The 13584-nt window shown below is 62.7% G+C and carries 12 protein-coding genes; 9 read left to right on the forward strand and 3 right to left on the reverse strand.

Annotation, left to right across the window (positions count from 1 at the left end; translation table 11 throughout):
• From BLU15_RS09575 to BLU15_RS09585, 3 genes are all read right to left on the reverse strand, one after another.
• Window positions 1–193: IS110 family transposase (locus BLU15_RS09575; protein WP_143034209.1), on the reverse strand; the 193-nt coding region annotated here is incomplete at its 3' end.
• A 207-nt stretch (window positions 194–400) separates the two neighbouring features.
• Window positions 401–835, reverse strand: a complete 435-nt coding sequence (gene arfB, locus BLU15_RS09580; protein ID WP_034801693.1) for an alternative ribosome rescue aminoacyl-tRNA hydrolase ArfB — start codon at window positions 833–835, stop codon at window positions 401–403.
• Window positions 836–1038: 203 nt separating this feature from the next.
• Entirely contained in the window at window positions 1039–2649 is a 1611-nt protein-coding gene (locus BLU15_RS09585; protein ID WP_090295432.1) for a phosphoenolpyruvate carboxykinase, read from the reverse strand.
• 324 nt (window positions 2650–2973) lie between these two features.
• Here BLU15_RS09585 and chvI point away from each other — a divergent pair, with 324 nt between their 5' ends.
• The 9 genes from chvI (at window position 2974) to BLU15_RS09630 (ending at window position 13582) form a co-directional block, all read left to right on the forward strand.
• The gene (gene chvI / locus BLU15_RS09590) at window positions 2974–3699 is read left to right on the forward strand and encodes a two-component system response regulator ChvI (RefSeq protein ID WP_034801691.1); all 726 of its coding nucleotides are present in this window, start codon (window positions 2974–2976) and stop codon (window positions 3697–3699) included.
• A gap of 239 nt (window positions 3700–3938) precedes the next feature.
• Window positions 3939–5672, forward strand: a complete 1734-nt coding sequence (locus BLU15_RS09595) for a sensor histidine kinase (RefSeq protein ID WP_218685636.1) — start codon at window positions 3939–3941, stop codon at window positions 5670–5672.
• A complete protein-coding gene (locus tag BLU15_RS09600; RefSeq protein WP_060583460.1) occupies window positions 5669–6127 on the forward strand; it encodes an HPr kinase/phosphorylase in 459 nt (152 codons plus the stop codon). The genes BLU15_RS09595 and BLU15_RS09600 overlap by 4 nt, the downstream gene beginning before the upstream one ends.
• A gap of 156 nt (window positions 6128–6283) precedes the next feature.
• On the forward strand, window positions 6284–6685 hold the full coding sequence (locus tag BLU15_RS09605; RefSeq protein WP_034801684.1) for a PTS sugar transporter subunit IIA: 402 nt from the start codon (window positions 6284–6286) through the stop codon (window positions 6683–6685).
• Window positions 6685–6975 (forward strand): HPr family phosphocarrier protein, encoded by a 291-nt coding sequence (locus tag BLU15_RS09610; protein WP_043624332.1) that lies wholly within the window; start codon window positions 6685–6687, stop codon window positions 6973–6975. Before BLU15_RS09605 ends, BLU15_RS09610 begins: the two co-directional genes overlap by 1 nt.
• A 166-nt stretch (window positions 6976–7141) precedes the next feature.
• Window positions 7142–8542: an adenosylhomocysteinase gene (gene ahcY / locus BLU15_RS09615; protein WP_034801698.1), complete on the forward strand. Its 1401-nt coding sequence runs from the start codon at window positions 7142–7144 to the stop codon at window positions 8540–8542.
• A gap of 306 nt (window positions 8543–8848) precedes the next feature.
• Window positions 8849–11329 carry an ATP-binding protein gene (locus BLU15_RS09620; protein WP_090295140.1) on the forward strand — a complete coding sequence of 827 codons (2481 nt, stop codon included), beginning with the start codon at window positions 8849–8851 and terminating at the stop codon, window positions 11327–11329.
• Entirely contained in the window at window positions 11329–12840 is a 1512-nt protein-coding gene (tsaE, locus tag BLU15_RS09625) for a tRNA (adenosine(37)-N6)-threonylcarbamoyltransferase complex ATPase subunit type 1 TsaE (RefSeq protein WP_090295142.1), read from the forward strand. Before BLU15_RS09620 ends, tsaE begins: the two co-directional genes overlap by 1 nt.
• A gap of 10 nt (window positions 12841–12850) precedes the next feature.
• Window positions 12851–13582, forward strand: a complete 732-nt coding sequence (locus tag BLU15_RS09630) for a nucleotidyltransferase family protein (RefSeq protein WP_090295144.1) — start codon at window positions 12851–12853, stop codon at window positions 13580–13582.
• Window positions 13583–13584: the final 2 nt, after the last annotated feature.

Consider the following 13584-nt stretch of genomic DNA (forward strand, 5'->3'; position numbering starts at 1 on the left):
CCATCCAGTTGCGCGTCGCCTCGACAACCGCATGGCTGTTTTCGCGGTACCGCTCGAGAAACCCGCCGAGCGACTGGCGATCGTTCTTCACCCGGCCGGAGCGCAGCGTCTTGCCGCTGCTGTCCTGCACCACCAGATGGCTATAGGATTTGTGGTAATCAACGCCGATATGGTAATCATAGGACGCAGTCATGCTTCCAACTCCCGTGTTGAGATCTCCAAAACCCCAACAGGATAAGCCGAAAGGCTGGAAGCGTGGCTGTCCCTCAATCATCACCTGCATCTCAGTGATCCGTTCTCTCAGCGGACGCGGTCTCTTTCATGCCACCTCCTTTTGCGAAAACACTGCTCGATAAGAGAGGGCGCTGCCCGCCAAAAGGCAAGGGAGCCGCAAAAAGAATCAATCGCCTCCAGGCCGGCCCCTGAGCTTCTTGATCTCCCCGCGACCCGACTTCTCCTTGAGACGCCGCTCGACGGAGCCGCGCGTCGGCTTGGTCTTCTTGCGCGGCGGCGGCGGGGGTTCGGCAGCCTTCAGGATCAACTCCTTCAGCCGCTCGCGCGCATCCTCGCGGTTGCGCTCCTGGCTGCGAAAGCGGCTCGCCTCGATCATCAGCACGCCCTCTTTCGAGGCGCGCTTGCCGGCGATCTTCAGGGCGTTGGCCTTGATGCGATCGGAAAGCGCCGGAGACGCCTGGACGTTGAAGAACAGCTGAACGGCGGTCGACACCTTGTTGACGTTCTGCCCGCCCGGGCCACCGGCCAGCACGAATTGCTCCGTCAGCTCCCAGCCGGCAAGGACGATATTGTCGTTTATGTAGAGCGGGTCGCTGGCCATGGTTCACCTCGGCCCGATCTATGGCACAGAGCGAACCCGTTGAAAACACTGCGGCGCCGCGCGTCTCCTCAGAGGCGCAAAGGTCGCCGTAGCACTCTGGCTCGCCTTAGATCGAAGAGGATTTAAAGGGACATAGAGCAGACGCGAAAGCGAAAAACCCGGCCACAAGGACCGGGTTTCACGTGAATCATAGCCGACAATGTTTATTCGGCGGCGATCTTCGTACCGGGAGCCGCGTCGCGAACGCTGCCGTCCACATGGCTCTCGAACTTGGCGAAGTTCGTGATGAACATGTCGACCAGGCGGCGGGCCTGTGCGTCATAGGCTGCACCATCGGCCCAGGTCGAGCGTGGGTCGAGGATGCCGTCGTCGACGCCCGGGACCGACACCGGAACGGCAAAGCCGAAGTTGGCATCGGTGCGCAGTTCCGCAGCGTTCAGCGAGCCGTCAAGCGCGGCCGCGAGAAGAGCGCGCGTCACCTTGATCGGCATGCGGCTGCCGGTGCCGTAGGCGCCGCCGGTCCAGCCCGTGTTCACCAGCCAGCAGGTGACGCCGTTCTTGGCGATCAGGTCCTTCAGCAGGTTGCCGTATTCCGACGGGTGACGCGGCATGAACGGTGCGCCGAAGCAGGTCGAGAAGGTGGCTTCCGGCTCGGTAACGCCCTTTTCCGTGCCGGCGACCTTGGCGGTGTAGCCGGAAAGGAAGTGGTACATCGCCTGTTCCGGCGTCAGCTTGGCAATCGGCGGCATCACGCCGAAGGCATCGGCGGTCAGCATGATGATGGTGCGCGGCTGCGGTGCGGTGCCGGTGGCGCTGGCATTCGGGATGAAGTCGAGCGGATAGGCGCAACGGGTGTTTTCCGTCAGCGAACCGTCGTCGAAATCAGGAACGCGGCGCTCGTCAAGCACGACGTTTTCCATGACGGTGCCGAAGCGGCGGGTCGTGGCGTAGATTTCCGGCTCGGCGGTTTCCGACAGGCGGATCGCCTTGGCGTAGCAGCCGCCTTCGAAGTTGAAGACGCCCTGCTCGCCCCAGCCGTGCTCGTCGTCGCCGATCAGCGTGCGGGTCGGGTCGGCCGAAAGCGTCGTCTTGCCGGTGCCGGAGAGGCCGAAGAAGATCGCGGTGTCGCCGGCCGCGCCCACGTTTGCGGAGCAGTGCATCGGCATGACGCCCTTCTTCGGCAGCAGGTAGTTGAGAACGGTGAAGACCGACTTCTTCATTTCGCCGGCATAGGACGTGCCGCCGATGAGGATCAGGCCGTTGGTGAAGTCGCAGGCGATGACCGTCTCGGTGCGGCAGCCGTAGCGCTCCGGATCCGCCTTGAAGCTCGGCAGATCGATGATCGTCAGCTTCGGCAGGAAGGAGCCGAGCGCTTCGCGGGCTGGGCGAATCAGCAGATTGCGGATGAACAGCGAATGCCAGGCGTACTCGGTAACGACGCGCGTCGGCAGGGCGTTGTCGGCATCGGCGCCGCCAACCAGGTCCTGCACGTAGAGCGACATGCCCTTGGCGTGCTCAAGCATATCCTTGCGCAGCAGCGCAAAATGCTCCGGAGACATCGGCTTGTTGTTGTCCCACCAGATCTGGTCGTCGGTGTTCGCATCGCGAACGACGAACTTGTCCTTCGGCGAGCGACCGGTGTGCTGGCCGGTACGGGCGACGAGCGCACCGTGTGCCGTCAGCTCAGCCTCGCCGCGGCGAAGAGCTTCCTCATAAAGCTCTGCGGCTTCGAGGTTGTACCGAACCGTTTCCAGGTCGATAAAGCCGAGTTTTTCCAAGCCGTTCGCGAGATTGCGAGTGCCGAGTTGCTCCATGGTCAAGCTTCCTTCGTGTTTGGCCATTGGCGTTGAATTTCGCCGGACCTTACTTGCATGCTCGCTCAAAAACAAGGCGACGTCAAAAAAAGAATAATGATTTCAGTATATTAATCGATTTAAAGAAAATTATCGTTTTTTTAATCGGTTGAAATCGGCCTGTCGAACACCGATCTGACGCGACCTATCCTATCGTCACGACAGGTGCTTTTTGGGCTTCGCCACAATTTGTTCCACCTTTATACTCACTAACGCACCCGTGACTCGCGAATGCCGGAGTTTTCGGGGACGGGACCGGCACCTCAAAAGACGGAGTTGAACACGATGCAGACCATCGCGCTTGTCGATGATGACCGGAATATTCTGACGTCCGTATCCATCGCCCTGGAGGCAGAAGGCTACAAAGTCGAGACCTATACCGACGGCGCTTCGGCGCTCGAAGGCCTGCTCGCCCGGCCGCCGCAGCTTGCGATCTTCGACATCAAGATGCCGCGTATGGACGGCATGGAACTGCTGCGCCGCCTGAGGCAGAAATCGGACCTGCCGGTGATCTTCCTCACCTCCAAGGATGAAGAGATCGACGAACTCTTCGGCCTGAAGATGGGCGCCGACGACTTCATCACCAAGCCGTTTTCGCAGCGCCTTCTGGTCGAACGCGTCAAGGCGATCCTGCGCCGCGCCGCCAACCGCGAAGCCGCGGCCGCCAATCCGAACAATACCGTCAAGGCAACCGACGCGCCGTCGCGCTCGCTCGAGCGTGGGCAGTTGGTGATGGATCAGGAGCGCCACACCTGTACCTGGAAGAGTGAGCCGGTGACCCTGACGGTGACGGAATTCCTCATTCTCCATTCGCTGGCGCAGCGCCCGGGCGTGGTGAAGAGCCGCGACGCACTGATGGACGCTGCCTATGACGAACAGGTCTATGTCGACGACCGCACCATCGACAGCCACATCAAGCGGCTGCGCAAGAAGTTCAAGATGGTCGACAACGACTTCGACATGATCGAGACGCTTTACGGTGTCGGCTATCGTTTCCGGGAGAGTGCCTGAGCCTCGGGGCTTGCCATCGAGCCCAGAGTGGCGCATTTGAAGCGGCGCGATGGTGATGGCCTCATCTGAGGCTCGACACGATCTCCGCCGTCTTCGGATCAAAACCATGGAAGGCGGCGCAACCGGCCGGCAGCGCCGCCGCTATCGAACGATTATGAAGGACAGTCCGCGCGGGAGCGGGACATTTGGTAGAAGTCTTGCACGGCGACATTGAAGACACTGACGGGCGTGCCCAGGCACTGAAGGGCCAGCGCCGCTGGGCGCATCCCTTCACGCTCATTCGTCGTCTCTTCGGCAATGCCGTCTTCTCGAGCCTCACCCGCCGTATCGTCTTCTTCAACCTGGTGGCGCTCGTCGTTCTGGTCGGCGGCATCATGTACCTCAACCAGTTCCGCGAGGGGCTGATCGACGCGCGCGTCGAAAGCCTTTTGACCCAGGGCGAAATCATCGCCGGCGCGATCTCCGCTTCCGCCTCGGTCGATACCAATTCGATCACCATCGATCCCGAAAAGCTGCTGGAGCTGCAGGCTGGCCAGAGTATCACGCCGCTGCCGAGCGACGAGGATCTCGACTTCCCGATCATCCAGGAGCGTGTCGCGCCGGTTCTGAGGCGGTTGATCTCGCCGACGCGCACCCGCGCCCGGCTGTTCGACGCGGACGCCGACCTGCTGCTCGATTCGCGCCATCTCTATAGCGGCGGCCAGGTGCTGCGCTTCGACCTGCCGCCGATCGAGCCGGAGGCGACGGGCATCGGCGAAAAGCTCAACAGCTGGCTGAACAAGCTTTTGCAGCCGGGCAATCTGCCGCTCTATAAAGAACCGCCGGGTGGCAACGGCTCGATCTACCCTGAGGTGACCAATGCTCTGACGGGCGTGCGCGGCTATGTCGAGCGCGTTACCGAGAAGGGCGAGCTTATCGTTTCCGTGGCGGTGCCCGTCCAGCGCTTCCGCGCCGTTCTCGGCGTACTCCTGCTTTCGACCCAGGCCGGCGACATCGACAAGATCGTCCAGGCCGAGCGCCTCGCCATCATCCGCGTCTTCGGCGTCGCGGCGCTCGTCAACATCATCCTGTCGCTGCTTCTGTCGTCGACGATCGCCAATCCGCTGCGCAGGCTTGCGGCAGCAGCGGTGCGCGTGCGCCGCGGCGGCGCCAAGGAGCGCGAGGAAATTCCCGACTTCTCCTCGCGCCAGGACGAGATCGGCAACCTATCGGTCGCGCTGCGTGAGATGACGACTGCGCTCTATGACCGGATCGCCGCGATCGAAAACTTTGCCGCCGACGTCAGCCACGAGCTGAAAAACCCCCTCACCTCACTGCGCAGCGCCGTCGAGACGCTGCCTTTGGCGCGGACCGACGAATCGAAGAAGCGGCTGATGGACGTCATCCAGCATGACGTCCGCCGCCTCGACCGCCTGATCAGCGATATCTCGGACGCCTCGCGTCTCGACGCGGAACTTGCCCGCAGCGACGCCAAGACGATCGATCTCGAAAAACTCCTCGGCGACCTCGTCGATATCTCGCGCCAGGTCCGCAGCAAGAAGAAGGCGGTGCTGCTCGATTTCGTCATCGACCGCAAGGACAGCCCCAAGGCGCGCTTTGCCGTCAGCGGCTACGACCTGCGCATCGGCCAGATCATTACCAACCTGATCGAAAACGCCCGTTCCTTCGTTCCCGAGGACGGCGGGCGGATCGTCGTGCGCCTCACCCGCTCGCGCTCGCGCTGCCTCGTCTATGTCGAGGACAACGGCCCGGGCATCCAGGCCGAAGACATCGACCGCATTTTCGAGCGCTTCTATACCGACCGGCCGGAAGGCGAGGATTTTGGACAGAACTCCGGCCTCGGGCTGTCGATCTCCAGGCAGATCGCCGAAGCCCATGGCGGCACGCTCAAGGCCGAGAACATCGCCGGACCGGATGGCCATATCACCGGCGCGCGCTTCGTCCTGTCCCTGCCCGCCGAGCCGCACGCGTGACAACGGCCCGCGCCAATGTCCACGGCACCGCAATCGTGCTCGGGACACGCGGCTTCCTGCTTACCGGCCCGTCCGGCAGCGGCAAATCCAGACTGGCGCTCGCCTGCATCACGGCCGCCCGGCAGGCCGGACATTTTGCAGCGCTCGTCGCCGACGACCGCGTGGATCTTGCGCTCGAACACGACCGGATCGTGGCGCGCTGCCCGCCCTCCATTCACGGCCTCATCGAAATCCGCGGCGCCGGCATCGGCACGATCGAAACCGTGCCTGCCGCCGTCATGGACTGGGCCATTCTGCCCGTCGCCGCCCCATTCGACCCGCGGCTACCGCCCGAAGACGAGACATTCCCCCTGCCACTCGGGCGCGTATTGCCGATTGTTCGCGTTCCCGTTGAAGAAGGCGCCCAGGTTCTCAATATTTTGCAGGCGCTCATCGCTGAAAAAATAGGTTTCTAGCCCGATTTACCGTCAGCGCGACCGGAATTTCGGCATTTTTGGCTTGCACTTCCCCTTTTCCTTGCCAAGATGCCCTCCCCAACAGGTGGACGAAATTGCTGCATTGCGATATCTGGCCATCAGTGAATTGCGTGTGCAGTTGGAGCGAAGATACCCATGATCGGACTTGTGCTTGTCACCCATGGCAAGCTGGCTGAGGAATTTCGACATGCGCTTGAGCATGTTGTCGGTCCGCAAAAAGCTATAGAGACCGTCTGCATCGGCCCCGAGGACGACATGGACCAGCGTCGGCAGGATATCCTCGACGCGGTCACCAATGTCGACGAAGGCAACGGCGTCATCATTCTCACCGACATGTTCGGCGGGACCCCCTCCAACCTCGCCATCTCGGTGATGCGCAGCGGCACCGTCGAAGTGATCGCCGGCGTCAACCTGCCGATGCTGATCAAGCTTGCCGGCGTGCGCGGCGAGAGCGACATGGACAAGGCACTTGTCGAGGCCTCCGAGGCCGGGCGGAAATACATCAACGTCGCCAGCCGCGTCCTGAGTGGAAAGTAATGGATCACCGCCCCGACATGTCGCTGACGCGCGAACTGCTGATCATCAACAAGCGAGGCCTGCATGCGCGGGCGTCAGCAAAGTTCGTGCAGACGGTCGAAGCCTATGACGCCGAGATCACCGTTTCGAAGGACGGCATGACCGTTGGCGGAACCTCGATCATGGGGCTGATGATGCTGGCCGCCAGCACCGGCTGCAGCGTTTGCGTGACCGCCAGCGGCGCGCAGGCCGAAGAAGCCCTGAACGCGCTCGACGCTCTGGTCGCCGACAAGTTCGGCGAAGAAATCTGACGGCAATATAAAGATATAAAGACTTCTTTATATCGAGGTTGCTCTCCACCCTGAATCCTGATAGATCGGTCGCACTCTCACCGCGTCGTATAGGCGTGGGAGGCATAATCGCGCCGCGGAGATGGCCAAGGCCGCGCGGCTTGAAGAGATCAGCCCGGAGAACTCCATGACCACCACTCAGGACTACATCGTCGCCGACATCGGACTTGCCGATTTCGGGCGCAAGGAAATTGCGATCGCCGAAACGGAAATGCCGGGCCTGATGGCCTGCCGCGAAGAGTTCGGCGCTTCGAAGCCGCTGAAGGGCGCGCGCATCACCGGCTCGCTGCACATGACCATCCAGACCGCCGTCCTCATCGAGACGCTGGTCGCGCTCGGCGCCGACGTACGCTGGGCTTCGTGCAACATCTTCTCGACCCAGGACCACGCCGCTGCCGCGATCGCCGCCAGCGGCGTTCCGGTCTTCGCCGTCAAGGGTGAGACGCTCGAAGAATACTGGACCTACACGGACAAGATCTTCCAGTGGGCCGACGGTGGCGTCTCGAACATGATCCTCGACGATGGTGGCGACGCCACCATGTACATCCTGCTCGGCGCCCGCGCCGAAGCCGGCGAGGACGTGCTCTCCAACCCGGGCTCCGAGGAAGAAGAAATCCTCGTCGCGCAGATCAAGAAGCGCCTTGCCGCTTCGCCGGGCTGGTTCACCAAGCAGCGCGACGCCATCAAGGGCGTGACCGAGGAAACCACCACCGGCGTCAACCGCCTCTACCAGCTCCAGGCCAAGGGCCTGCTGCCCTTCCCGGCGATCAACGTCAACGACAGCGTCACCAAGTCGAAGTTCGACAACAAGTACGGCTGCAAGGAATCGCTGGTCGACGGCATCCGCCGCGGCACCGACGTGATGATGGCCGGCAAGGTCGCCGTCGTCTGCGGTTACGGCGACGTCGGCAAGGGTTCGGCCGCCTCGCTTTCCGGCGCCGGCGCCCGCGTAAAGGTCACTGAAATCGACCCGATCTGCGCGCTCCAGGCCGCCATGGACGGCTTCGAAGTCGTCCAGCTCGAAGACGTCGTCTCCTCGGCCGACATCTTCATCACGACGACCGGCAACAAGGACGTCATCCGCATGGACCACATGCGCGAGATGAAGGACATGGCGATCGTCGGCAACATCGGCCACTTCGACAACGAGATCCAGGTCTCGGCTCTGCGTAACCTCAAGTGGACGAACATCAAGCCGCAGGTCGACATGATCGAGTTCCCGAAGGGCAATCGCATGATCCTGCTTTCGGAAGGTCGCCTGCTCAACCTCGGCAACGCCACCGGTCACCCGTCCTTCGTGATGTCGGCCTCGTTCTCCAACCAGGTCCTGGCCCAGATCGAGCTCTTCACCAAGGGTGAGAAGTACAAGAACGAAGTCTACGTCCTGCCCAAGGCGCTCGACGAGAAGGTCGCTCGCCTGCACCTCAAGAAGCTCGGCGCCAAGCTTTCGGAACTTTCCGAAGAGCAGGCCGACTACATCGGCGTGAAGACGCAGGGTCCGTTCAAGGCTGAGCACTACCGGTACTAGTCCTTACCCGGGCAATCCACAACATCTTGTGGCCGCGTTCTTGACAAGAGAGCGCGGCCGCTTTTTTGGGCCTCTCCCTTCCCGACGATTCGACTAGGAAGTATGCTCTAACCCATTGATTCGTGATGCCGGTGCGGACCTTGGGCATCGCGGATGGGATGTCTTGTCGAATTAGCGGCAAACAGACGGAGACAGACCGGGGATGCAATCGGAACTGACGCGGACCCTTGAACAGGGCCCCGGTGGAACTGTGCAAGGCGCAGCAAGGCCGGCAGCACCCTTCGGACAGATGGGGATGGCAGCGCCATGAACAAAGACCAGACAGATTTTCCGGCCACCCGCCGCAAGGGTCCGAAATTCCTGCGCCGCCTTTTGGCCGGCACCGCCCTTTTCACCGCCACGGATGCTCTCGCCCAGGTTGTCCCGCAAAAGGCCGGCATCTTCGGCTCGTCGGAAGTCGTCACCTTTTCCGTGCTGATCGGCGTCATTTCCGCTGCGATGATCTCGGCGATCTGGCTGATCCGCCAGCGCGGCAACATCGAGGCGGAAAACCGCGAGCTTAGGTCCGACCTTTCCGACGCCAACCAGCGCCTCTCGCGCTACCAGGCGCTGGTCGCCGACAAGAACCGCCGGATCGTCATCTGGGACGGGCTTCTCGAACGCGCCGAACTGCTCGGCCAGCTGCCGGCGGAAACCGGCGCGCCTTCCGACGACCGCGACTTCCTGGCCTTCGGCCGCTGGGTCAAGGCGCAGTCTGCAGGCGAGCTCGAAAAATCGATCGAGGCGCTTCGCACCCAGGCCCGCAGCTTCGATCTCGTCATCGAAACGCAGCGCAATGAAGTGCTGGAAGCCCAGGGACGCGTTTCCGGCGGCCGCGCCTTTGTGCGCTTCATCGCGCTCAACAACATGCGGGCGGAGCTCGCCGAACTGAAGCTCGAACACGACCGGCTCAATATCGCGCTTCGCTCCTTCCATACGCTCCTCGACGCAATCGACCTGCCCGTCTGGCAGCGCGGCACCGACGGCGCGCTCGTCTGGGTCAACGAAGCCTATGCCGACGCCGTCGAGGCACCCGATGTCGCCACCGCCGTCGCGGAAAAGCGCGAGTTGCTTGCGACCGTTGCGCGTGAAAAGATCCGGTCGGTCTCGACGTTCGATACGCCTTTCCATGACAAGGTCTCGACCGTCGTGCGCGGCAACCGCACCTTCTTCGACGTCGTCGACGCCCGCAGCGCCGCCGGTTCGGCCGGTATCGCAGTCGATATTTCGGGGATCGAGGCCGTGCGCGAAGAGCTCAACCGCACGCTCAAGAGCCATGCGGAAACGCTCGACCATCTGGCGACGCCCGTCGCGATCTTCGACGGCAACCAGCGTCTGCAGTTCTACAACCAGGCCTTCCAGCGCCTGTGGAACCTCGATATCGGCTTCCTGGAGCGCAAGCCGGACAATGGCGAAGTGCTCGATCGGCTGCGCGCCGGCGGCCAGCTACCGGAACAGCTCAACTGGAAACAGTGGAAGGCGAACGCACTATCGGTCTACCAGGCGCTCGATACGCAGAGCGACCTTTGGCACCTGCCGAACGGACAGACATTGCGCGTCTTTGCCACCGCCCGCCCGCAGGGCGGCGTTACCTGGGTGTTCGAGAACCTGACCGAGAAGGTCGACCTCGAAACGCGCTACAACACCCTCGTCCAGGTCCAGGGCGAAACCATCGATCACCTGGCCGAAGGCGTAGCGGTGTTCGGCCCGGACGGCCGCATCCGCCTGTCGAACCCGGCGTTTCGCGCGATCTGGGGCATCAGCGAGGCTGAAGCCAAACCCGGTACGCATATCAAGGCGATCGAGCAGGCCTGCCTGATCTCCTACGACCAGCCCGACGGCTGGAAGCGTTTCACCCACATCATCACCAGCTTCGACGACGAGCGGCCCTCCAGCCGCGGCATTCTCGAACTCAGGACTGGGCTGATTCTCGACTACGCGGTCATCCCGCTGCCGAACGCCCAGACGATGCTGACCTTCGTCAACATTACCGACAGCGTCCGGGTCGAGCGCGCGCTCACCGAAAAGAATGAGGCGCTGCGCAAGGCCGATGCGTTGAAGAACGACTTCGTCCACCACGTCTCCTACGAGCTGCGCTCGCCGCTCACCAACATCATCGGTTTTGCCGATCTCTTGAAGACGCCGGCTTTCGGCGACCTCAACGAGCGCCAGGCAGAGTATGTCGACCATATCGCCACGTCGTCGTCGCTGCTTCTGACGATCGTCAACGACATCCTCGATCTTGCGACCGTCGACGCCGGCATCGTCCAGCTCGACCTTGCCGACATCAGCCTCACCGATTTCCTCGACGACATCGCGTATCAGATGGCCGACCGTCTGACCGAAAGCGGCGTGACGCTCCGGATCGCCGCACCTGATAATCTCGGCCGGATGGTCGCCGATCAGCAGCGCCTGAAGCAGATCTTCGTCAAGCTGCTCACCAATGCCGCGAACTTCGCCCCCGATGGCAGCGTCATCGAACTGGCGTGCCGCCGCGAGGGCAGCGACTTCATCTTCTCGGTCTCCGACAGCGGCCCCGGCATTCCGCAGGACGTGCTCGACACGGTCTTCAACCGCTTTGAAAGCCACGGTCAGCGCGGCGGCGCCGGCCTCGGGCTTTCGATCGTCGAGAGCTTCGTCAGCCTGCATCACGGCACGGTCTCGATCCGCAGCAAGGAAGGCGAAGGCACGGAAGTGACCTGCCGCATCCCTTCGGCCGACGTGCCGTCCACCGTCGCGGCCGAATAATGCCGGCGATCGAGCGCCATCTTGCAAACGAGGCGGCAACGATCGAGCTTGGTGAGGACCTGGCGCTCGCCCTGAAGCCTGGCGACTGCGTCGCTCTTTCGGGCGATCTCGGCGCCGGCAAATCCACACTGGCGCGCGCCTTTCTGAGAGCCGTCGCCGATGACGACGGCCTGGAAGTGCCGAGCCCGACCTTCACGCTGGTCCAGAGCTACGACTTGCGCATACCCGTCGCGCATTTCGACCTTTACCGGCTGGCCGATTCCAGCGAGCTCGACGAACTGGGCTTCGATGAAGCCCTGTCGCAGGGCATCTGCCTGGTCGAATGGCCGGAACGGGCGGACGACGCCCTCCCCTCACGTCGCATCACGCTTGCGATCACCCACGAGAAGGACGGGCGACGCGTCGAGATTTCGGCGCCTGATGACACGCTGCAGCGCATCGCCCGAACGCTTTCGATCCGCGAGTTTCTCGATACGAACGGACATTCCAAGGCGCGGCGGCGGCACCTGAGCGGCGACGCCTCGATCCGGGCCTATGAGCGCATTTACCCGGCGGACGGCTCCGTTAGCCGGATTCTGATGGATTCGCCGCGGCACAAGCCGGGCCCGATCCTTCAGGACGGAAAGTACTATCAGCAGCTGGCGCATATCGCCGAAGATGTCGTTCCCTTCGTCGCCGTCGACCAGATGCTCATTGCCCGCGGCTTCGCGGCGCCTGAAATCTACGCCCGCGACATCGACCAGGGCGTCCTCTTGATCGAAGATCTGGGCTCGGACGGCGTTCTCGATGCGGACGGAGAGCCGATCGACGAACGCTACATCGAGAGCGCGCGGCTGCTTGCTCGCCTGCACGCGGAACCGGCCGAGGCCGAGATCAAGGTCGAGCCGACTGTGATCCACCGCATTCCGGATTTCGACCGGACGGCGATGAAGATCGAGACGCGGCTTTTGACCGACTGGTATCTGCCCTGGAAACGCGGCGCGCCGGCAAGCGACGACGAGAAGCGCGAATATGGAGAGATCTGGGACGGCCTGATCGACCTCCTGCAGACATCCGAAACGAACCTGCTGCTGCGCGATTTTCACTCGCCGAACATCATCTGGCGCGGGGAACGCGAAGGTCTGAACCGGATCGGCCTCATCGATTTCCAGGACGCAATGATCGGTCCGACTGCCTATGACGTCGCGTCCTTGGTTCAAGATGCCCGCGTCACCATCCCGCCTTCGCTCGCAAGCCGGATGATGGACGCCTATCTCGCCGAACGGCGCGCGGGTGGTAGCTTCGACGAGGCAATGTTCCTTCGCGACTGGCACCTGATGTCGGCGCAGCGCAACTGCAAGCTCGTCGGCATCTGGGTGCGGCTGATGCAGCGCGACGGCAAGCCCGGCTACATGAAGCACATGCCGCGCACTTTCGCCTATCTTCAGGCGGCGCTTTCACATGAATCGCTGAAACCCTTGCACGACTGGTGTATGAAGACCGGAATCCTCGTTTCCGAATCAGCGAACTGACAGAGAATCAATGTCGATCAGCAATGCGATGGTGCTCGCCGCGGGCCTCGGCACCCGTCTTCGTCCGATCACCAACACCATACCAAAGCCGCTCGTCGAGATCGCCGGCAAGCCGATGATCGACTACGTGCTGGACCTCCTGGTGGAGGCCGGCGTCAGCACGGCCGCGGTCAACGTGCATCATTTCGCCGACCTGATGGAAGGCCATCTCAGCCAACGCAGCGCCCCGGAGATCGTGATTTCGGACGAGCGCGAGGCGCTGATGAATTCCGGCGGCGGTCTCGCCAAGGGGCTGAAACTGCTGCCGGAGGGGCCGGTTCTGGTGATGAATGCCGATCTCTTCTGGGTCGGCGAGCCCAAGGGCAAGCCCAGCAACCTGACGCGCCTGGCCGCCGCCTTCGACGCGGAGCGCATGGACATGCTGCTCCTTTGCGTGCGCGACGAGGATACGACCGGCCACAACGGCAAGCGGGATTTCTCGCTGGGTGACGACGGCAAGCTCACGCGCTACGCCGAAGGCCTGCCGAACCCGGTGGTTTATGCCGGCGCGATTGCGCTTCACTCCCGGCTCTTTGCCGACGCGCCCGACGACGCCTTCAATCTCAACATCTACTTCGATCGCGCCGCCGAAGAAGGCCGTCTTTACGGCCTGCTGCTCGACGGTCACTGGATGACGGTCGGAACGCCCGAGGCGATCGGCGAAGCGGAGGCGGCGATCCGCCGCCACCAGCCGGAGGGATGAGC

The organism is Ensifer sp. YR511, assembly GCF_900103045.1.
In the GTDB taxonomy this organism is placed as follows: Bacteria; Pseudomonadota; Alphaproteobacteria; order Rhizobiales; family Rhizobiaceae; genus Ensifer; species Ensifer adhaerens.